This window comes from Halorhodospira neutriphila (assembly GCF_016584055.1).
GTDB classification, from domain to species: domain Bacteria; phylum Pseudomonadota; class Gammaproteobacteria; order Nitrococcales; family Halorhodospiraceae; genus Halorhodospira; species Halorhodospira neutriphila.
This window is the reverse complement of the sequence record NZ_NRSH01000030.1, coordinates 1-20458: the sequence shown is the minus strand read 5'-3', so window position 1 is coordinate 20458 and position 20458 is coordinate 1. Positions and strand designations below refer to the sequence as shown.

Annotated in this window: 16 protein-coding genes; 10 read left to right on the top strand and 6 right to left on the bottom strand. The window is 73.3% G+C overall.

Going from position 1 to position 20458, the window contains the following annotated elements; all coding sequences use genetic code 11:
- The 3 genes from CKO13_RS04280 to CKO13_RS04270 form a co-directional block, all read left to right on the top strand.
- The coding region (locus CKO13_RS04280; protein WP_242467883.1) for a lipocalin-like domain-containing protein at positions 1–1130 on the top strand (1130 nt) is incomplete at its 5' end.
- A gap of 9 nt (positions 1131–1139) precedes the next feature.
- On the top strand, positions 1140–2045 hold the full coding sequence (locus CKO13_RS04275; RefSeq protein ID WP_200257132.1) for a universal stress protein: 906 nt from the start codon (positions 1140–1142) through the stop codon (positions 2043–2045).
- Between the two features lie 91 nt (positions 2046–2136).
- Entirely contained in the window at positions 2137–2610 is a 474-nt protein-coding gene (locus CKO13_RS04270; RefSeq protein ID WP_200257130.1) for an FKBP-type peptidyl-prolyl cis-trans isomerase, read from the top strand.
- Positions 2611–2725: 115 nt separating this feature from the next.
- Here the strand turns inward: CKO13_RS04270 and typA are convergent, their stop codons facing one another.
- Positions 2726–4537, bottom strand: coding sequence for a translational GTPase TypA (gene typA, locus CKO13_RS04265; protein WP_200257128.1), 1812 nt, complete (start codon positions 4535–4537; stop codon positions 2726–2728).
- 52 nt (positions 4538–4589) lie between these two features.
- Positions 4590–5489 (bottom strand): NAD(P)-dependent oxidoreductase, encoded by a 900-nt coding sequence (locus tag CKO13_RS04260; RefSeq protein ID WP_338034577.1) that lies wholly within the window; start codon positions 5487–5489, stop codon positions 4590–4592.
- Positions 5490–5588: 99 nt separating this feature from the next.
- On the opposite strand from CKO13_RS04260, the gene CKO13_RS04255 reads away from it, so the two are divergent.
- From CKO13_RS04255 to CKO13_RS04235, 5 genes are all read left to right on the top strand, one after another.
- Entirely contained in the window at positions 5589–7400 is a 1812-nt protein-coding gene (locus tag CKO13_RS04255; RefSeq protein ID WP_242467882.1) for an ABCB family ABC transporter ATP-binding protein/permease, read from the top strand.
- Positions 7400–8251 carry a PHP domain-containing protein gene (locus CKO13_RS04250; RefSeq protein WP_200257122.1) on the top strand — a complete coding sequence of 284 codons (852 nt, stop codon included), beginning with the start codon at positions 7400–7402 and terminating at the stop codon, positions 8249–8251. The genes CKO13_RS04255 and CKO13_RS04250 overlap by 1 nt, the downstream gene beginning before the upstream one ends.
- A 103-nt stretch (positions 8252–8354) precedes the next feature.
- A complete protein-coding gene (locus CKO13_RS04245) occupies positions 8355–9767 on the top strand; it encodes a methyl-accepting chemotaxis protein (RefSeq protein ID WP_200257115.1) in 1413 nt (470 codons plus the stop codon).
- 93 nt (positions 9768–9860) lie between these two features.
- On the top strand, positions 9861–11489 hold the full coding sequence (locus CKO13_RS04240) for a tetrathionate reductase family octaheme c-type cytochrome (protein ID WP_242467881.1): 1629 nt from the start codon (positions 9861–9863) through the stop codon (positions 11487–11489).
- Positions 11486–12088, top strand: coding sequence for a cytochrome b/b6 domain-containing protein (locus CKO13_RS04235; protein WP_200257112.1), 603 nt, complete (start codon positions 11486–11488; stop codon positions 12086–12088). Before CKO13_RS04240 ends, CKO13_RS04235 begins: the two co-directional genes overlap by 4 nt.
- Positions 12089–12160: 72 nt before the next feature.
- On the opposite strand, the gene CKO13_RS04230 is transcribed toward CKO13_RS04235, so the two are convergent.
- The 4 genes from CKO13_RS04230 to CKO13_RS04215 all read right to left on the bottom strand — a co-directional run bounded on the left by CKO13_RS04230 (position 12161) and on the right by CKO13_RS04215 (position 17725).
- Positions 12161–12601 (bottom strand): VOC family protein, encoded by a 441-nt coding sequence (locus tag CKO13_RS04230; RefSeq protein ID WP_200257111.1) that lies wholly within the window; start codon positions 12599–12601, stop codon positions 12161–12163.
- An 81-nt stretch (positions 12602–12682) separates the two neighbouring features.
- A complete protein-coding gene (locus CKO13_RS12610) occupies positions 12683–15199 on the bottom strand; it encodes a PAS domain S-box protein (protein ID WP_200257110.1) in 2517 nt (838 codons plus the stop codon).
- A gap of 94 nt (positions 15200–15293) precedes the next feature.
- A complete protein-coding gene (locus tag CKO13_RS04220) occupies positions 15294–15758 on the bottom strand; it encodes a phosphatidylglycerophosphatase A family protein (protein WP_200257108.1) in 465 nt (154 codons plus the stop codon).
- Positions 15755–17725, bottom strand: coding sequence for an ATP-binding cassette domain-containing protein (locus tag CKO13_RS04215; RefSeq protein WP_200257106.1), 1971 nt, complete (start codon positions 17723–17725; stop codon positions 15755–15757). Before CKO13_RS04215 ends, CKO13_RS04220 begins: the two co-directional genes overlap by 4 nt.
- Before the next feature lie 130 nt (positions 17726–17855).
- Between CKO13_RS04215 and CKO13_RS04210 the strand changes: the two genes are divergently transcribed.
- On the top strand, positions 17856–18779 hold the full coding sequence (locus CKO13_RS04210; protein WP_200257103.1) for an MBL fold metallo-hydrolase: 924 nt from the start codon (positions 17856–17858) through the stop codon (positions 18777–18779).
- A 24-nt stretch (positions 18780–18803) separates the two neighbouring features.
- Positions 18804–20384 (top strand): class I adenylate-forming enzyme family protein, encoded by a 1581-nt coding sequence (locus CKO13_RS04205; RefSeq protein WP_200257101.1) that lies wholly within the window; start codon positions 18804–18806, stop codon positions 20382–20384.
- The last annotated feature ends 74 nt before the right edge of the window (positions 20385–20458 follow it).

The window sequence follows — 20458 nt, the reverse complement described above, 5'->3', positions numbered from 1 at the left end:
CCGCGCTCCTCGCGGCGGCGGTGGCGGCCTGCGGCGAGGCGCCCCCGCCGGGGCGGGAGGGCCCCTCCGGCGAGGCGGGGGTCAACGTCGCCGAGGCCCTCTCCGGCGAGCAGGAGGCCGCCGGCTTCGCCCGGCCGCAGGGGCCGCGGCCGCTGCTCTTCCCGGCCGACCACGGCCCGCACCCCGACTACCGCCACGAGTGGTGGTACGTCACCGGCAACCTCGAGTCCGAGGCGGGCCGCCACTTCGGCTTCCAGGCCACCTTCTTCCGCTTCGCCCTCACGCCCGAGCCGCTGCGCCTGGCCTCGCGCTGGGCGACCCGCCAGCTGTGGATGGCCCACTTCACGGTCACCGACACCGCGGCCGGCCGCTTCCACCACTTCGAGCGCTTCAGCCGCGGCGCCCTCGGGCTCGCCGGCGCCCGGGCCGAGCCCTTCCGCGTCTGGCTGGAGGACTGGGCGCTCACCGCCGTCGGCGGGGACTTCGACGAGCTGCGGGCGCGCCTGGCGGCGGAGGGGGTCGCCGTCGACCTGCGCCTGGAGCTGGCCAAGCCCCTCGTCCTCCAGGGGGAGCGGGGCTACAGCCGCAAGGGCGCGGAGCCGGGCAACGCCTCGTACTACTACAGCGCCCCGCGTCTGGCGGCGGCGGGCGAGGTGACGACCCCCGCCGGCCGCCACCGGGTCTCGGGCACCGCCTGGATCGACCGCGAGTGGGGCACGAGCGCCCTCAGCGAGGGGCAGTCCGGCTGGGACTGGATCTCCCTGCAGCTCGACAGCGGCCGGGAGCTGATGCTCTACCGCCTGCGCCGCGAGGACGGCAGCACCGATCCGCGCAGCGCGGGGGTCTGGATCGACCGGCAGGGGAGCAGCCGCCCCCTGGACTGGGGAGACCTGACGCTCGAGGTGCTCGAGCGCTGGGAGAGCCCCGACGGCGAGGCCACCTATCCCGCCCGCTGGCGTCTAGAATATCCGGAGGAGGGGGTGGAGCTGGTCATCGAGCCCACCCTGGCCGACCAGGAGCTGCGCGGCGGCTTCCGCTACTGGGAGGGGGCGGTCCGGGCGAGCGGCCGCTCCGCCGAGGGGCCCGTCAGCGGGGTCGGGTACGTGGAGCTGACAGGCTATACCGAGTAGGAGGCAACGGTGCAGAGAATCCTCTTGGCGACGGACCTTTCCCCCCAGGCCGACGGCGCCGCGCGCCGGGCCATCGACCTGAGCCGCCGGCTCGGCGCCGAGCTGCGGGCCATCCACGTCCTCGAGGCCGACCTCGACGAGCAGACGATCTCCCATCTCTTCCGCACCGGGGCCGGGGCGACCCGGGAGGAGACCACCGCCAAGCTCGTCCGCGCCAGCGAGGAGCAGGTCGCGGAGCAGCTCGCCCGGGCGGCCGACGGCGCCGAGCCGCCGAGCTACTCCGTGGCCTCGCCCTTCGGCCGCGGCCACGCCGAGATCGCGGCCGAGGCCGAGGCGTGGCGGGCGGACGCCGTGGTGGTCGGGGCCCGGGGCCACCACGCCCTGCGCGACCTCTTCCTGGGGACCACCGCGGAGGCCCTGACCCACGAGATGGACCGCCCCGTGCTCGTGGTCAAGGCCCCGCCGCAGGGCGGGTACCGGCGGGCCGTCGTGCCGGTGGACTTCTCCGAGCGCTCGCGCCAGGCGGTGGAGCACGCCGCGCAGCTGGCCCCGGACGCCGAGCTGGAGCTCCTCCACGTCTTCAATACCGCCCCCCTGGAGTGGGTCTACCGCGCCAACCTCCACGAGAGCCAGCTACAGGGCGCCATCGAGTCCGGCCGCCAGGAGGGCGAGCAGCGCCTCGCCGAGCTCGCCGAGGGCCTCGAGAAGCCGCTGCAGCGCACACTGCACTGCCACGTCGCCACCGGCTACCCGTCGCGGGTGATCACCGAGCGGGCCCGGGAGCGCGGCGCCGACCTCATCTGCCTGGGCACCCGCGGCCACTCCCACTGGCGGGGGACCGTCGCCGGGAGCGTGGCCCGGCGCGTGCTCCAGCAGGCCGAGTGCGACGTCGCCGTCGAGCGCGGCCCGCGCTAGCCCGGCTCGGCACGCTTCTGCCTTGGGCAGGACCGGCAGGTCTCTGATACCATAATTCGATCTTGTTTAAAGAGTGCCGGAGAGTGCCAAGATGCAGGTAGCCAACCAGAAGGTCGTCACCCTCGACTACACCCTGACCGAGAGCCAAGGGCGGGTGATCGACCAGTCCCAGGGCGGGCAGTTCGCCTACCTCCACGGGAACGAGAACATCATCCCGGGCCTGGAGCGCGCCCTGGACGGCAAGGAGGCCGGCGAGCAGGTCAACGTCACCCTCGAGCCGGGCGACGCCTACGGCGACCGCGACGAGCGGCTGATCCAGAACGTGCCCAAGGACATGTTCCCGGAGGAGGCCGAGGTCGCCGTCGGCAACCAGTTCCAGGCCCAGGGCCCGGACGGCTCGCCGATCCTGCTCACCGTCACCGACGTCCAGGAGAGCGAGGTCGAGGTCGACGCCAACCACCCGCTGGCCGGGGAGACCCTCAACTTCGACGTCAAGGTCGTCGACGTGCGCGACGCCACCGACGAGGAGCTCGCCCACGGCCACGTGCACACCGACTCCGCCTAACGCCGCCCAGGCGGGCGGCGAGCCCGAGCGGTGTGAAGAGGCCGGTCCCTTCGGGGGCCGGCCTCTTTTCGTTGCTGGCCGTGCAGGGGAGGCCCGGGCAGGGCAGGGGCGCCCGTCAGGCGCGCTTGTGGCGGCGGCGCTCGCTCTCGGTGAGGTGGCGCTTGCGCAGGCGGATCGACTCCGGGGTGATCTCGACGAGCTCGTCGTCGTTGATCAGCTCCAGGGCCTGCTCGAGGCCGAGCTCCATGGGCGGCGTGAGGATGACGTTCTCGTCGCTGCCGGCGGCGCGGACGTTGGTCAGCTCCTTGGCCTTGAGCGGGTTGACCGTCATGTCCGCATCGCGGCTGTTCAGGCCGATGATCATCCCCTCGTAGACCGGCTCGTTGGGGCCGATGAACAGCCGCCCGCGCTCCTGGAGGTTGAACAGGGCGTAGGCGACGGCCTTGCCCTCGTTGCCGGAGATCATCGCCCCCTCGCGGCGCTGGCCCACCTCGCGGTTGCTGCGCGGCCCGTAGTGGTCGAAGACGTGGGTGAGGATCCCGGTCCCCGAGGTCAGGCTCATGAACTCGGTCTGGAAGCCGATGAGCCCGCGGGCCGGGATGTGGTAGTCGAGCCGGACGCGGCCGCTGTGGTCGACCTGCATGTCCTGGAGCTGGCCGCCGCGCTCGTTGAGCGCCTCGATGACGCTGCCCTGGTGGTCGCTGTCGATGTCGGCGACGAGCCGCTCGTAGGGCTCCTCGATGCGCCCGTTGGCCTCGCGGGTGATCACCGCCGGGCGGGAGACGGCCACCTCGTAGCCCTCGCGGCGCATGTTCTCGAGGACCACCGAGAGGTGGAGCAGGCCGCGGCCGGAGACGTGGAAGCGGTCGGCGTCGTCGGTGGTCTCGACGCGCAGGGCGACGTTGGACTTGAGCTCCCGGTCGAGGCGCTCCTGGATCTGGCGGCTGGTGACGTAGCGGCCCTCGCGCCCGGCGAAGGGCGACTTGTTGACCTCGAAGCCCATGCTCACCGTGGGCTCGTCGACGGTCAGCGGCGGCAGCGCCTCCACGGCCTGCGGGTCGCAGAGGGTATCGGAGATATCGAGCGGGTCGATGCCGGTGACCGCCACCAGGTCGCCGGCCTCGGCGCCCTCGATCTCGACGCGCTTGAGCCCGAGGAAGCCGAGCAGGGTCTGGATGCGGCCGCTGCGCTGCTCGCCGTGGCGGTCGACGACGGTCACGTTGGTGCCCGGCTGGAGCCGGCCGCGCTGGATGCGCCCGATGCCGATCTGGCCGAGGTACTTGGAGTAGTCGAGGGTGGTGACCTGCATGCGCAGCGGGCCCTCGCGGTCGACCTGCGGGGGCGCGACCTGCTCGACGAGGGTCTCGAACAGCGGGCTCATGTCGCCGTCGCTGACCTGGGGGTCGGTGCCGGCGTAGCCGCCGAGCGCCGAGGTGTAGATCACCGGGAAGTCGAGCTGCTCCTCGGTGGCGCCGAGGTCGTCGAAGAGCTCGAAGGTGCGGTCGATGACCCAGTTGGGCCGGGCGCCGGGGCGGTCGATCTTGTTGACCACGACGATCGGCTGCAGGCCGAGGGCGAAGGCCTTCTCGGTGACGAAGCGCGTCTGCGGCATGGGGCCGTCGTGGGCGTCGACGAGCAGCAGCACCGAGTCGGCCATGGAGAGCACCCGCTCGACCTCGCCGCCGAAGTCGGCGTGGCCGGGGGTGTCGACGATGTTGATCCGGTACCCCTGCCAGTCGATGGCGGTGTTCTTGGAGAGGATCGTGATCCCGCGCTCGCGCTCGAGGTCGTCGGTGTCGAGCAGGCGGTCGGGGTCCTCGCCGCGGGCCTCGAGGGTCCCGGACTGCTGCAGGAGGCGGTCGACCAGGGTCGTCTTGCCGTGGTCGACGTGGGCGATGATGGCGACGTTGCGCAGCTTTTCGACCATAGAGAGGGTGTTTTCCCGTGGCGTGAGAGTGAGCGAAGGGGGCGCCCCCGCCTCAGCGGGGGTCGAGGGTGTCGTAGAGCGCGGAGTAGTCGGCGTCGGCGGCGCCGGCCTCGGCCGTCTGCTCCACCGCCTGGGCGAGGGCGGGGACGGTCTGCGGGTCGAGGCCCGCCTCGCGGGCGGCCATCTCGAACAGCCGCAGGTCCTTGAGCAGGTGCCGGGTCGAGAAGTTGGCGCTGGCGAAGTCGCGCTGGCGCATGTTCTCGAGCTTCTTGTCGAAGGTCGGCGCGTAGAGGGCGCTGCCGCGCAGCAGCCCCATGAACGTCTCGGTGTCGACGCCCTCGCGCCGGACCAGGCCGAGGCTCAGGGAGAAGGCCCCGGTGAGCGCGCCGATGAGGTGGTTGAAGGCGAGCTTGGTGGCCGCGCCCTGGCCGACGGCGCCGACCCGCGTCGGCGACGGGCTGATGGCGGCGAGCAGCGGCTCGGCGGCGGCGAAGGTCACCTCGTCGCCGCCGGCGATGAGGATCAGCCGGCCGTCGCGGGCCTCGGGGATGCTGCCGAGGACGGGGCACTCGAGGTAGCGGCCGCCGGCGGCCTCGACGGCGCCGGCGAGCTCGCGGCTCTCGTCCGGGGCGATGGTCCCCATCTGGATGACCAGCCGCCCGGCGAGGGCCGGGTAGCCGCCGGCCTCGTCGAGGCTGGCGCGGATGGCGTCGGCGTCGGCGAGCCACAGCAGCACCACGTCGGCCTTGGCCACGGCCTGGGCCGGTGTCTCGGCGACGGTCACGCCGTCGTCCTCGAGCGCGCGGGCGCGCTCGATCGTGCGGTTCCAGGCCGTCACCGGCCAGCCTCCCTGCGCCAGGCGCCGGGCCACCGGGGCCCCCATGGCGCCGGTACCGAGTAGTGCTACCCGCATTACCTGCTCCCTCGTCTTGCCGTCCCGAGCTCTTGCCAATCGAGCAGGATACCATTGCTGCCGCGCCGGCGCCTAAGCCGTCCGGCCCGCCCGCCGTGAAGTGCTACCATGGCGCCTCGGTCACGGAGCGGGGGCGAGTTGCGAAGCCGGAAGAAGAACGACTACAGCGGGCAGCGCCCCAACTGGCGGGTCATCCTCAGCGTCCTGCCGTACCTCGCCGAGTTCCGGCGCCGGGCGATCGCCGCCGTCGGCCTGCTCGTGGCGGCCAAGCTCGCCAACGTCCTCGTCCCCGTCGCCCTGAAGTACCTCGTCGACTACCTCGACGGCGCCCGCAGCGGCGAGGCGGTGCTGCTCGTCCCCGCGGCGCTGGTGGTCGGCTACGGGCTGCTGCGCTTCTCGGCGACGCTGTTCCAGGAGCTGCGCGACGCCGTCTTCGCCCGGGTCGCCGAGCGCGCCATGCGCCGGGCCTCGCTGCAGGCCTTCGAGCACCTGCACCGCCTCGAGCTCGGCTTCCACCTCACCCGGCGCACCGGCGCCCTGGCGCGGGATATCGAGCGCGGGACCAGCGGCATGAGCTTCCTGCTGCGCTCGCTGGTGTTCAGCATCCTGCCCACGGCGCTGGAGATCCTCCTGGTGGCCGGCGTCCTGGTGGTGGCCTTCGACCGCGAGTTCGTGCTCACCGTGCTCGTGGCCGTGGCGCTCTACGTGGCCTTCTCCCTCTACGTCACCGAGTGGCGGACGCGCTTCGTGCGCGAGGCCAACGCCATGGACAACCAGTCCAACACCCGCGCCGTGGACAGCCTGCTCAACTACGAGACGGTCAAGTACTTCAACGCCGAGGCCTACGAGGCGCAGCGCTACGACGAGGACCTGCGCGCCTGGGAGGAGGCGCGAATCAAGAACCGCGTCTCCCTGGCGGCGCTCAACTCCGGGCAGGCGCTGATCGTCGGCGCCGCGGTGACGGCGATGATGGGCATGGCCACCGCCCAGGTCCTCGGCGGCGGCATGAGCCTGGGCGATCTGACGATGATCAACGCCTACCTGCTGCAGCTGTTCATCCCGCTCAACAACCTCGGCTTCGTCTACCGCGAGATGCGCGAGTCGCTGGTCAACGTCGAGCGGATGTTCGGCCTGCTCGAGCAGCCGCCGCAGGTCGCCGACCGGCCCGGCGCCGCCGAGCTCGCCCCCGACGGCGGCGCCGTGCGCTTCGAGGGCGTCACCTTCGGCTACCAGGCGGACCGGCCGATCCTGCGCGGCATCGACTTCGCCGTGGGGCCGGGGCAGAAGGTGGCCCTCGTCGGCCCGAGCGGCGCCGGCAAGTCGACCATCGCCCGGCTGCTCTTCCGCTTCTACGACGTCGACGCCGGGCGGATCACCGTCAACGGCCAGGATATCCGCGAGGTGACCCAGCGCAGCCTGCGCGCGGCCATCGGCGTGGTCCCGCAGGATACGGTGCTCTTCAACGACACCATCCGCTACAATATCGGCTACGGCCGCCCCGGCGCCGGCGATGACGAGATCTGGGCGGCGGCCCGGCGCGCCCACCTCGATGGGCTCATCGCCGAGCTGCCCGACGGGCTCGACACCCTCGTCGGCGAGCGCGGGCTCAAGCTCTCCGGCGGCGAGAAGCAGCGCATCGCCATCGCCCGCGTGCTGCTCAAGGACCCGCCGATCCTCGTCCTCGACGAGGCCACCTCGTCGCTCGACTCGGCGGCCGAGCAGGCGATCCTCGGGACCCTCCAGGAGCTGGCGGTCTCGCGGACCACCCTGGCCATCGCCCACCGGCTCTCCACCATCCAGGACGCCGACACCATCCTGCTGCTCGACGGCGGCCGGATCGTGGAGGCGGGCACCCACCGCGAGCTGCTCGAGCGCGGCGGCGCCTACGCCCGGCTCTGGCGCTACCAGGAGAGCGCGCCCCGCAGCGAGGAGGAGGCGGCCCACTGCTGATGCCCCCGCACTACGATCTGCACTGCCACTCGAGCGCCTCGGACGGCGCCCTCGAGCCGGCGGAGCTCGTCGCCCGCGCCGCCGCCCAGGGGGTCGAGGCGCTCGCCCTGACCGATCACGATACCGTCGCCGGCCTGGCCGAGGCGCGCACGGCGGCGGCCGCCCACGGCATCCGCCTGATCCCGGGCGTGGAGCTGTCGGTGCGCTGGCAACGGCGCACCTTCCACGTCGTCGGCCTCGGCATCGACCCCGAGGAGCCGCGGCTGCAGGCGGGGCTGGCGCGCATGCAGCGGGTCCGCCGGGAGCGCGGCGAGGCCATCGGCGAGCGCCTGGAGCGGGCCGGGCTCAGCGGCGCCCTCGAGGGGGCCCGGGCGGCGGCGGGGACGGCGGAGATCACCCGCGCCCACTACGCCCGCTGGCTGGTCGACAGCGGCCGGGTGCGCGGCTACCAGGAGGCCTTTCAGCGCTACCTCGGCCGCGGCCGGGTGGGCTACGTCCACGGCGACTGGGCCGAGCTGGAGGAGGGCGTGGCCTGGCTCGTGGGGGCCGGCGGGATCGCCGTGCTCGCCCACCCGCTGGGGTACGACCTCACCGGGGCGTGGCTGCGCCGCACCCTCGAGGCGTTGATCGCCGCCGGGGGCGAGGGCATGGAGGTCAGCTGCGGCAGCGCCCCGCAGCCCCGGCAGGTCGAGCAGCTCAGCGGGTGGTGCCGGCGCCTGCGGCTATTCGCCTCGGCCGGGTCCGATTTCCACGCGCCGGGGCAGCAGTCAGGGTGCGAGCTGGGGCGGATCCCGGCGCTGCCGGCGGATCTGGTCCCCGTATGGGAGGCGCCGGCCCTGCAGCGGCGCTGAATCTCCTATCTCTCTGGAGAGAGGTCCCCCCGAGGCTGGGCAACGCCGGCCGCAACCTTGGTAAGGTATCGGCGCGCACAGCGAGGGGGCAAAAGGGACGACTATGGCGACGGTGTACCAATCCAGCTTCCAGGCCGCGCCCCCGCGCGGCGGGCTCCTGCGCCGGTGGTGGTCGGCGCTCACCGCGCCCTTCCGGGCCCGGGCGCGGGAGCGGGCGGTGGCGGCGTACCTGGTGGAGCTCGCCGAGGGGCGCGAGCCGCCGGCGCTGCCCGGCAGCGGCGAGCTCGAGCGGGCCGCCCGGCACCTGGCGGAGACCCTCGGCCGGCGCAGCGAGGAGGATATCGACACCGCGGTGACCGTCTCGCGGCGGGTCGCCGACAGCGTGATGGCCGCCTCGGGGATGCGGCTCAACGTCACCTACACCGCCGAGCAGGTCCAGTCCATCGCCGCCGCGGCCGAGGAGCTCTCCGCGAGCGTCGAGTCGATCTCCGGGCACGCCAAGGAGGTCGCCGAGGAGACCGACCACGCCCGCGAGGCGGTGGGGCAGGCGCAGTCGGCGGGCCGGGAGGCCGACCGGGCGATGGCGGCCATCGGCGCCAAGACGCAGCAGAGCACCGAGCGCGTCGAGGCCCTCTCCCGCGCCTCCGAGGAGATCGGCAAGGCGGTCGAGGCGATCCAGCAGATCGCCTCACGGACCAACATCCTCGCCCTGAACGCCTCGGTGGAGGCGGCCCGCGCCGGCGAGGCGGGGCAGGGCTTCGGCGTGGTCGCCCAGGAGGTGCGCAAGCTCGCCAACCAGAGCAAGGACGCGAGCGTCGATATCAGCCGCCGCATCGGCGACCTGCAGCAGGAGATGGAGCAGATCGGCACGGTCCAGCGGGAGATGGGCGAGGCCGTCGAGCAGGGCCAGCTCGCCATCCAGCGCTCCGGCGAGCAGATCGAGGACATGAACAGCCGCATGCAGACCGTCGCCGACCGCGTCCACGAGGTCGCCGAGCAGCTCAACCAGCAGCGTACGGCGGTCAACGAGGTGGCCGAGTCGATCAACGGCATCTCCGAGCGCACCGACCGCTCCACCCGGGAGCTCGAGTCGGTCCTCGACGCCATGGCCGGCGGCCACGAGGCGGTCCAGCACCAGATCCAGCGCCTCGAGCAGCTGCCCATCCCCTGCCTGTCGCTCCACCAGTCGCGCAACGACCACATCCTCTGGAAGCGGCGGATCGCCTCCATGCTCGCCGGTCGCGAGCGCGTCGACCCCGGGGAGCTGGCCGACCACCACCAGTGCCGGCTCGGCCGCTGGTACGACTACGTGGCCGACCCGCAGCTGCTCGAGCACCCGGACTTCAAGGCCCTCGCCGAGCCCCACGCCGGGGTCCACCGCCACGGCAAGGCGGCCGCCGACCGCTACAACGCCGGCGATATCGACGCCGCCAAGCAGGAGCTCGACCACCTCGCCGAGTCCTCGGATCACGTCCTGCACCGCCTCGAGCGGCTGATCGCGGACTGGGAGCGCTGAGCGGTCCCCGCCCGGCTGCGCGGGTGTATCCCGGCGGGGGGCGATTGAGCTAGGCTATAGCCCTAAGAGACCCGATTGCAGGAGGGAGCCGGCTTGCCCCTGAAGCGCCTCCACCGGATCACCCTGGCCCTGCCCCTCGCGGCGCTCCTCGCCTCGGCGGCGTCGGCGCAGGTCGTCGACGAGCCGGCCTCCGAGCAGGAGTCGCGCCTGCAGTCGACGGCAGACCACACCCAGTTCGAGGTGCTCGAGGGCCCGTTCGAGGACGCCACCGAGGTCACCGAGGCGTGCCTGTCGTGCCATACCGAGGCGGCCAAGCAGGTCCACCGGAGCATCCACTGGACCTGGCGCTACGAGCAGCCGGAGACCGGCCAGACTCTCGGTAAGCGCAACATCGTCAACAGCCTGTGCTTCGGGATCGCCGGCAACTACCCGCGCTGCAGCTCCTGCCACGTTGGCTACGGCTGGGAGGACGCGGACTTCGACTTCAGCGCCGAGAACCGCGTCGACTGCCTCGTCTGCCACGACACCACGGGCACCTACCAGAAGTTCCCCACCGCCGCCGGGCACCCGCCCTACGAGGATCGGCGCTTCCAGGGCAGGCTCTTCGAGGCGCCGGACCTGGCGGCGGTGGCGCAGCACGTCGGGCGCACCAGCCGCGAGACCTGCGGCAGCTGCCACTTCGAGGGCGGCGGCGGCGACGCCGTCAAGCACGGCGACCTCGACAGCTCCCTGATCGACCCGCCCCGGGAGCTGGACGTGCACATGTCGCCCCAGGGGAAGGACTTCACCTGCTCGACCTGCCACGAGTTCTCCGGGCACATCCAGGCGGGCAGCCGCTACCGCATCGAGACCGACGCCGAGGGGCACAACCCCCACGAGCGCCCGGCCTGCCGCTCCTGCCACGGGGAGGCCCCCCACGAGGGCGGGGTCCACGACAAGCTCAACGAGCACTCGGAGGCCATCGCCTGCCAGACCTGCCACATCCCGGAGATCGCCCGCGGCGGGCTGAAGACCAAGACCCGCTGGGACTGGTCCACGGCGGGCCGGCTCGACGAGCAGGGCGAGCCCGTGGTCCGCGAGGAGGACGGCCGGGTCGTCTACCACGGCATGAAGGGCAGCTTCGAGTGGGCCGAGGACTACGCCCCGAGCTACCGCTGGTTCAACGGCAACATGCGCTACACCCTCCTCGAGGACCGCATCGACCCCGAGGGCGTGGTCCCCATCAACCGCCCCGAGGGCGGCCCCGACGAGCCGGGGGCGAAGATCTGGCCGTTCAAGATCATGGAGGGCCGCCAGCCCTACGACCGGGTGCGCCAGACCCTCCTGGTGCCCAAGCTCTTCGGCCCCGGCGACGCCGCCTACTGGGGCAACTACGACTGGGACAAGGCCCTGGCGGCGGGGATGGAGGCGGCGCAGCGCCTCGGGCAGACCGACGCGGACTACAGCGGCGAGCACGGCTTCGTCGAGAGCCGCATGTACTGGCCGGTCACCCACATGGTCGCCCCGGCGGAGGGGGCCCTGGGCTGCGGCGCCTGCCATAGCGATGGCGGGCGCATGGCCGGGCTGCCGGGGATCTACGTCCCCGGCGAGGACCGCCACCCGTGGGTGGAGGCCGTCGGCTGGGCGGCCGTCGGGCTGAGCCTGGCGGGCGTGGCCGTCCACGGCGGCATCCGCCTGGTGCTCTGGCGCCGCCGCCGCGCGCAAGAGGAGTCGCCCTCGTGAGCAAGCCGCGCATCTTCACCGGATTCGAGCGCTTCTGGCACTGGATGCAGGCCGTGCTGATCTTCGGGCTGCTGCTGACGGGCCTGGAGATGCACGGCGTCTACCGCCTCTTCGGCTTCGGCGCCGCCTTCTCGGCCCACGTCGTGCTGGCGGTCACCCTGATCGTCCTGTGGGCCTTCGCTATCTTCTGGCACCTGACCACCGGCGAGTGGCGCCAATACGTGCCCCGCGAGGCGGGCCTGCTGCGCATGGCCGGCTACTACGGCTACGGGATCTTCTCCGGCGAGCCCAAGCCCTTCGCCAAGACGGCGGCGGCCAAGCACAACCCGCTCCAGCGCCTCGCCTACTTCGTCTTCAAGGCGGCCATCGCCCCGGCGCTGTGGATCACCGGGCTGCTGATGCTCTTCTACGACGCCTGGCGGGACTCGGCGCTCGGCGGCGTGCTGCCGCTCTACGGCCTGGCGGGGGTCCACGTGGCCGCGACCTTCGCGATGCTGGTGTTCATCGTCGCCCACGTCTACATCGCGGCCACCACCGGCAGCCCCTGGTACGCCTACCTCAAGTCGATGGTCACCGGCTACCAGGAGGGCCGGGAGTAGCGCGCCGCGCTCCGCCGCTGCGGGCGGCCCCGCGGCCCCCCGGCCGCCGGCGGGCCAGGGGGCGGGCCCCGCCTACCAGGTGCCGGTGTTCTCCATGGAGGCCCACGGCTCCCGGGGCGGCTGCGCCTCGCCGGCCTGGAGGAGCTCGATGGAGATCCCGTCCGGCGAGCGGACGAAGGCCATGTGGCCGTCCCGGGGCGGGCGGTTGATGGTGATGCCGGCGTCCATCAGCTGCTGGCAGGTGGCGTAGATGTCGTCGACCCGGTAGGCGAGGTGGCCGAAGTTGCGGCCGCCGGTGTACGTCTCCGGATCCCAGTTCCAGGTCAGCTCGAGCAGCGGCGCCTTCTCGGCCTCGGCCCGCTCGACGTCGCCGGGGGCGGCGAGGAAGACGAGGGTGAAGCGGCCCCGCTCGCTCTCCCGGCGGCTCACCTCCACGAGGCCGAGCTTGTTGCAGTAGAAGTCCAGGGACGCCTCGAGGTCGCTGACACGGACCATGGTGTGCAGGTACTGCATCGTTGCCTCCTGGGGGTCAGGGCCGAAGGGGGATTCCTCCCCCCATTCTACTAGGGCGGCGCGGGCGCGGGGGAGGAGGGCCTAGCCGGCGGTGACCACGCAGTTGCGGCCGCTGTACTTGGCGCTGTAGAGCGCGTCGTCCGCCCGCTTGATGAAGTCCTTGAGCGCCTCCCCCGGCTGGTACGCCGCGACCCCGAGGCTGATGGTGATCGCCCCCGCCCCGGGCATGAGCCCCTCCTGGACCTGGGCGCGCAGGCTCTCGGCCACCTGGCGGGCCTGCTCGGCGGGGGTCTCCGGCAGCATGACCAGGAACTCCTCCCCGCCCCAGCGGCCGACCAGATCCGAGGCGCGCAACCGCTGCTGGAGGAGCTGGACCAGCTCCACCAGGACCCGGTCGCCGATCTCATGGCCGTAGGTATCGTTGAGGGCCTTGAAGTGGTCGACGTCGAGGAAGACCAGGGAGAGGGCGTGGCCGTAGCGATGGGCCCGCTGGCTCTCCTGCTCGAGCAGGCTCTCGAAGTGGCGCCGGTTGGAGACCTCGGTGAGCCGGTCGTAGAAGGCCTGGCGCTCGAGCTCCGCCTCGAGCTGCTTCTGCCGGCTGATGTCGTGGCAGACCGCCACGTAGTGCTCGATCGCCCCCTGCTGGTCGCGGACCACGGAGACGCTCATGTAGAGCGGGATGATGGCGCCGTCCTTGCGCTGGTCCCAGATCTCGCCCTCCCAGGCGCCCTGCTCCTTGAGCTGCTCGAACATCGCCTGGTAGAAGGCCCAGCCCTGGTAGCCGGAGTGGAGCAGCTCGCCGGGGTGGTGGCCGATGGCCTCCTCGTCGGTGTAGCCGGTGAGCTGGGTGAAAGCGGGGTTGACCCGCTGGATGGCGCCCTCGGCGTCGGTGATGAACACGGCGTGGCTGCTGCGGAAGGTGGCGGCCAGCAGCCGCAGCTGCGACTCCATCGCGACGCGCTCGGTGATATCGATCAGGTAGCCGTGCAGCGACCCGATCTCCCCCCGCTCGCCGCGCTCGATGACCGTCGACTCGTAGATCCAGCGGTAGCCGCGGTCCGCGCTGAGGAGCCGGTAGGGGGTGAACTCCGCCCGCGTATCCCCCCGCTCGGCCTGCTCCGCCATCTCCCGGCTCAGCTGCGGCAGGTCCGCCGGGTGGACGAGCTCGCTGTAGCGGTACCCCAGCAGCCTCTCGGGGCGGTAGCCGAGCACCTCGGCGACATTGGGCGAGACGTGGCGGATCGGCCAGCCGGGGGTGCTGTCCCAGTGGAAGACCACCGTCGGGCCGCCGATGAACAGGTTGCGCTCCCGCTCCAGGGCGTGGCGCTGGCGCTCGCGGTGGAGCTCGTAGCTGACCCACTGGCCCATGAGGGTGAGGAACTCCCGCTCGAACTCGCTGAAGGGGGCGCGGGGCGCCCCGCTGCTGAACAGGAGCAGCGCCTCGGGCGCCTCGCCCTCGACGGGGATCGGCATCGCCAGGCAGCTCCCGCGGCACACCTCGCCGGGGGGTGTCTCCCCGGCGGGAGCGGCCTGCAGGTCGTGGTAGCCGAGGGGGCCGTCTGCCGCCTGCAGCGCGGTGCACGGGCAGGGGCCCGAGCCCGGCGCGAGGAGCTCGCCGGGGGGGCCGAGGGTGCGGCCGGCGGCCTGGCGCAGGCGGTGGCCCCGGGGCGTCAGGTGGATCAGGCACCCGCCGTCGAGGGCGAAGATCTCCCGGCCGAGCTCCAGGAGCTCGCGCAGCTTGCGGTCGAGGCTGCGCCGGGGGTTCCCCGTCACCGCCTGGAGGGCGTGCAGGGCCTGCTCCTGGGCGCGCTGCTCGGTGACGTCCTGGACCGTGCCGATCATCCGCTCGGGGCGGCCCTCCTCGTCGAAGGTGACCGAGCCGCGCTCGTGGACGGTGCGCACGCTCCCGTCGGGGCGGACGATGCGGTGGCGGACGTCGTAGGGCGCGCCCTGGAGGGCGGCGTCGATGGCCGCCTGCACCCGCGGGCGGTCCTCGGCGTGGACCGTGGCCATGAAGGCCTCGTGGGTGGCGCCCCACTGCGAGCGCTCCATGCCGAAGATCCGGTAGACCTCCCTCGACCAGCGGATCTCGTTGCGCCGCAGGTCGGAGACCCAGCTGCCCAGGCGGGCGAGCGCCTGCGCCTCGGCGAGCTCCGCCTCCCGCTCGCGCAGGGCCCGCTCGGCGGCCCGGCGCTCGGTGATGTCCTGGAAGGAGACGACGGCCCCGGTGGCGCTCGCCCCCTCGCCCCGGCGCAGCGGGGCGGCGTAGACGAGCACGGGCAGGGCGCTGCCGTCCTGGCGCCAGAAGAGGTCCTCCCACGCCTCGAGGGCCCGCCCGGTCTGGAGCACGTGCTGGATCGGGCAGTCGCCGGCGGGGTAGGGGCCGCCGTCGGCCCGGAAGGCGTGGGTCAGGGCGTGGGCGTGGCCGCCGATGGCCTCGGCCTCCTCGGCGAAGCCGAGGAGCCGGCACGCCGCCGGGTTGAGGAAGGTGAAGCGGCCCTCGAGGTCGACCCCGAACACCCCCTCGGCGAGGCAGGCGAGCAGCTGCTCCTGGAAGTGCTCCACCGCCCGCGCTTCCGTGTCCTCCGCGCTCCCCATTGCAGCCCCAGCACCCATGCGCCCAGAGAGGTTACCAGGCTCAAGAGCATAAAGTACCTTGGAGCAATTTCAAACACGCCCCCTCGGGGCCCGGCTAGGGCCGGTAGCGCCGGTAGGCGGCGCAGCCGCCGGCGAGCAGCAGCGCGGTGTAGAGGTTGGTGACCAGGTCGTCGAGCACGATGCCCACGCCGCCCGGCAGCCCCTCGGCCTGGCGGGCCGGCGGCGGCTTGAGGCCGTCGAGCGCCCGGCTGGCGAGGTAGGCGCCGCCGAGCACCGCGGGGTGCCGGGCCGCGCCCTGGGCGGCGACGGCGACCGGGAAGGTCAGGACCTCGTCGGCGACGATCCGGGCGTCGTCCTTGTCGGCGAAGGCGCCCGAGGCGAGCTGGCAGAGCCCCACGGCGGGGAGCAGCAGGCCGGCGGCGATGGCCGCCTGCCCCCGCGGCGGGCAGCGGAGCACGAGCCCCGCCAGGGCGAGGCTGAGCAGGGCCGTGACCAGGGCGCCGAGCCCCGGCGTCGCCGTCGCCCCGCCCGCCGTGGCCAGCCACGCCGCCGCCGTCAACGGCGCCGCGCCTCCAGCGCCTGCCAGCGCTCGTAGACGCGCTCGAGCTCCTCCTCCAGGGCCGTGAGCCGCTGCTGCGCCGCGTGGATGCGCGCCTCGCCGCCCTCCTCGGTATAGAGCTCGGGGTCGCCGAGCAGGGCGTGGAGCTCGGCCTGCTCGGCCTCGAGGGCCTCGATGCGCTCGGGCAGGCCCTCGAGCTCCTCCTCCTCGCGGCGGGTCAGGCGCTGGGGCGCTGCCGCCGCCGCGGCCTTGGGCCCGGCGGCCGGGGCCGAGCCGGCCCCCTTGCGGGGGCTCGGTGCGGAGCCGCTAGGGCCGCTAGAGCCGCCGAGGCCGCGCCCGCGGCCGGGCAGGCCGGCGACCTCGCTGGCCGCCGCCGGGCGCTGGCGCAGCCAGTCGCTGTAGCCGCCGGGGTACTCGCGGAAGTGCCCGTCGCCCTCGTAGGCGAGCGACTGCGTGGCCACGGCGTCGAGGAAGGCGCGGTCGTGGCTGACCACGAGCACGGTGCCGCTGAAGGCGAGCAGCCGCTCCTCGAGCAGCTCCAGGGTCTCGGCGTCGAGGTCGTTGGTCGGCTCGTCGAGCACGAGCAGGTTGGCCGGCTGGCTGAACAGCCGGGCGAGGAGCAGGCGGTTGCGCTCGCCCCCGGAGAGGGCCCGGACCGGCTGCCGGGCGCGCTGCGGCGGGAAGAGGAAGTCCTGCAGGTAGCTGAGCACGTGGCGCGAGCGCCCCTCGACCTCGATGTGCTCGCGCCCGCCGGCGGCGTTGTCCTGGACGGTGGCGTCCTCGTCGAGGGTGGCGCGCTGCTGGTCGAAGTAGGCGGTCTGCAGCCGGGTGCCGCGGCGGATCTCGCCGGTGTGGGGCTCGAGCTCGCCGAGCAGCAGCCGGATCAGCGTGCTCTTGCCGCAGCCGTTGGGGCCGATGATGCCGACCTTGTCGCCGCGCAGGATGGTGGCGTCGAAGTCGCGGATGAGCGTCTCGCCCTCGTAGTCGAAGCGCACGTCGAAGGCCTCGGCGACGATCTTGCCGGAGCGCTCCGCCTCCTGGACCCGGAAGCGCGCCTGGCCCTGGTGCTCGCGGCGCTCGGCGCGCTCGGCGCGCATGCGCTGGAGCTCGCGCACCCGCCCCTGGTTGCGGGTCCGGCGGGCCTTGACCCCCTCGCGGATCCACGCCTCCTCGCGGGCGAGGCGCTTGTCGAACTCGGCGCGCTGGTGCTCCTCGGCGTTGAGCCGCTCCTCGCGGCGGCGCAGGTAGGTGTCGTAGTCGCCCGGGTAGTCGTAGAGCCGGCCGCGGTCGATCTCGACGATGCGCGTCGCCAGCCGGCGCAGGAAGGCGCGGTCGTGGGTGATGAACAGCAGCGCCCCCGGCCAGTCGCCTAGGAACGACTCCAGCCACTGGATGGCGTCGATGTCGAGGTGGTTGGTCGGCTCGTCGAGCAGGAGCAGGTCGGGGTTGGTGACCAGGGCGCGGCCGAGCAGCACCCGGCGCTGGACGCCGCCGGAGAGGTGGGCCACCGGCGTGTCGGCATCGAGCTCCAGGCGGGTGATGACGGTCTCCACCTGCTGCTTGAGGTCCCACCCGCCGCGGGCGTCGAGCTCGTCCTGGCAGGCCTGCAGGGCGTCGAGGCTGGCGGTGTCGCCGGCGGCGACGGCCTCGGCGAGGCGGTGGTAGCGCTCGACGGTCTCGCCGAGGTCGCCGAGCCCGGCGGCGATGTGCTGGTAGACCGTGCCCTCGGGCGCCTCGGGCAGCTCCTGGGCGAGCTGGGCGACCCGGACGCCGGCGGGGCAGTGGACCTGCCCCTCGTCGGGCTGGATCCGCCCGGCGATGGCCCGCAGCAGCGTCGACTTGCCGGCGCCGTTGCGGCCGACGAGGCAGACCCGCTCGCCGGTGTCGATGGCGAGGTTGATCGCCTCGAGCAGCGGCGGGTGGTGGCCGAGGGCGAGGTGGAGATCGCGGACTTCGAGTAGCGGCATAGCCTTCCTTCAGCCGGTGCGGACGGTGTGGTGCCGCGCGCACAGCGGCGCTTGCGTGATTGGGCGTGATAGCGTAGAGCGTGTAGACCGACACTCAATACTACACTGTACCAAGCAAAGGAGGTCGGCCGTGGAGACCATCCGCTCGCGCTCCGGGGTGCCCGTCGAGGTCATGGACCTCCACTTCCAGGGCCAGTCGCACCTGATCGCCAGCTACCTGATCCGCCACGAGGGCGGCGTGATGCTCGTCGAGACCGGGCCGGGCAGCACCATCGGCGGCCTCGAGCTCGAGCTCGGGCGCCGGGGGCTGCGCCCGGGCGACGTCACCCACGCCCTGCTCACCCACGTCCACCTCGACCACGCCGGGGCCGCCGGCTGGCTGGCGCAGCAGGGGGCGCACATCTACGTCCACCCCAACGGCGCCCCGCACCTGGTCGACCCGACGAAGCTGCTCAGCAGCGCCGAGCGCATCTACGGCGACGACATGGACCGGCTCTGGGGCGAGTGCCTGCCCGTGCCGGAGGCGCAGATCACCACCCTCGACGACGGCGACGAGATCGCCGCCGGCGGCGTGGCCGTGGTGGCCCTCGAGACGCCCGGCCACGCCGAGCACCACCTGGCCTACCAGCTCGACGACATCTGCTTTACCGGCGACGTCGGCGGCGTGCGCATGCCGCACTCCGGGGTCGTCGTCCCGCCGATGCCGCCGCCGGAGCTCGACCCGGAGCGCTGGCGGCGCAGCCTCAAGCACATCGAGGCGCAGCGCCCGGAGTACCTGGCGCCCACCCACTTCGGCCTCTTCCTCGACCCGGCCGAGCACCTGGCGGCGCTGCGCCGCGGGCTGCGGGCCGCCGAGCAGTGGGTGGAGGCCGAGGCGCCGGAGGCCGAGTCCGCCGCGGCGCTCCAGGAGCGCTACACGGCGTGGCTGCGCCGGTGGGCGCAGGAGGAGCAGGGCCTCGACGCCGAGGACTGGGCCCGGCACGAGGCGATCAACCCGTCGTGGATGTCGGCGCTGGGGCTGCGCCGCTACTGGAAGAAGCGCCACGGCGGCTGAGCCCCCGCACGGCGAGAGGCACGTATGGATCGCGAGAGGCCGAGCTACGACCACCTGCCGATGGACTGGGTCGGCGACTGGGCCGGGCGGCGCGCGGCGCTGACCCCGGAGCGGCCCGCCCTCTACGAGCCGGACAGCGGCCGGCGGCTGAGCTACCGGGAGATGGACGAGCGCGCCGGGCGCGCCGGGGCCTTCCTCACCGAGGCGCTCGGCATCGGTCCGGGGGAGCCGGTCTGCCTGCTCTCCCGCAACCGGCTCGAGGCCGTCGACCTCTACCTGGCCTGCGGCAAGACCGGCGTGGTCCTGGCGCCGCTCTCCTACCGCCTGGCGGTGCCGGAGCTCAACGACCTCGTCCGCCGCATCGCCCCCCGGGCGCTGCTCTACGACGAGGCCTTCGCCGAGCTCGCCGCGGCCCTGAGCCTGCCGGACGGCGCCGTGCGGGTCGAGCTCGCCGACGGCGCGGGCCGCTACCACGCGGCGGTGGAGGCGGGCGGCGCCGCGCCGGCGGGGCCGGTCAACCGGCCGCTGGCCCTGGCCGACCCCTTCCTCTACGTCCACACCGGCGGGACGACGGCCACGCCGAAGATCTGCGTGGTCTCCCACCGGCAGATGGTCTGGAACGCCGTCGACATCCTCGCCACCGGCGGCGGCGCCCTCGGCCCGCAACGCGAGCTGCTGACCTTCCCGCTGTTCCACATCGGCGGCTGGAACACCCTCACGCCGGTCTACTACGCCGGCGGCTACACGGTGCTCCCGCGCACCTTCGACCCCGGCGCGGCCCTCGAGCTCATCGAGGGCGAGGAGATCACCCACCTCGGCGGCGTCGAGGCGATGCTGCAGCTCATGGCGGAGGACTCACGCTTCGCCGGCACCGACCTGAGCACGCTGGCGGGCATCACCACCGCCGGCGCCCCGTGCTCGGCGCCGACCATGCAGCCCTTCTGGGACCGCGGGGTCCCCGTGAGCCAGTCCTACGGGCTCACCGAGGCCGGCCCCTCGGACTTCATGGTGGTCCCCGGCGACCTGGGGTTCGACGAGATGCGCGAGCGCCACGACGCCGTGGGCGGCTCGATGTTCCACACCGACTACCGCATCGTCGACCCGGACAGCGGCGAGCCGGTGGCCGCCGGCGAGGTGGGGGTGCTGCTGATGCGCAGCCCCCACACCTTCGACGGCTACCTCGACGAGCCCGAGCGCACCGCCCGCACCCTGCGCCCCGGCGGCTGGGTCGACAGCGGCGACCTGGCCTACGCCGACGCCGCTGGCGACGTGCGCATCGTCGGCCGGGCGGACAACATGTTCATCAGCGGCGGCGAGAACATCTCCCCCGAGGAGGTCGAGCGCGTCCTCGGGCACCACGCCGGGATCCACCGCGTCGCGGTGGTGGGGGTCGACGATCCCCGCTGGGGCCAGGTCCCGGCGGCCGCCGTGGTGGCCCGCCCCGGCGCCGACGTCGACGCCGAGCAGATCCGCGAGTACGCCGCCGGGGCGCTCGCCCGCTACAAGGTCCCGGCGCGCATCCGCTTCTGCGAGGAGCTGCCGCTGACGGGGGCCGGGAAGATCGACCGGCTCCGCATCCGGGAGTGGCTGTCCTCGGCCCCCTAGCGGCTCGGCAGCGGGGCCCCTGGGGGGTCGGCCTGCCGGCGCCAGCAGGCCGAGGAACTAAGAGCGGTGTGCGA

Excerpts from the sequence above, each read along its gene's own strand:
- CKO13_RS04230 (WP_200257111.1), bottom strand. The coding sequence starts at position 12,601 with ATGCAGTACCTGCACACCATGGTCCGTGTCAGCGACCTCGAGGCGTCC.
- CKO13_RS04250 (WP_200257122.1), top strand. The coding sequence starts at position 7,400 with ATGCCCCCGCACTACGATCTGCACTGCCACTCGAGCGCCTCGGACGGC.
- CKO13_RS04270 (WP_200257130.1), top strand. The coding sequence starts at position 2,137 with ATGCAGGTAGCCAACCAGAAGGTCGTCACCCTCGACTACACCCTGACC.
- CKO13_RS04245 (WP_200257115.1), top strand. The coding sequence starts at position 8,355 with ATGGCGACGGTGTACCAATCCAGCTTCCAGGCCGCGCCCCCGCGCGGC.
- typA (WP_200257128.1), bottom strand. The coding sequence starts at position 4,537 with ATGGTCGAAAAGCTGCGCAACGTCGCCATCATCGCCCACGTCGACCAC.
- CKO13_RS12610 (WP_200257110.1), bottom strand. The coding sequence starts at position 15,199 with ATGGGGAGCGCGGAGGACACGGAAGCGCGGGCGGTGGAGCACTTCCAG.
- CKO13_RS04215 (WP_200257106.1), bottom strand. The coding sequence starts at position 17,725 with ATGCCGCTACTCGAAGTCCGCGATCTCCACCTCGCCCTCGGCCACCAC.
- CKO13_RS04205 (WP_200257101.1), top strand. The coding sequence starts at position 18,804 with ATGGATCGCGAGAGGCCGAGCTACGACCACCTGCCGATGGACTGGGTC.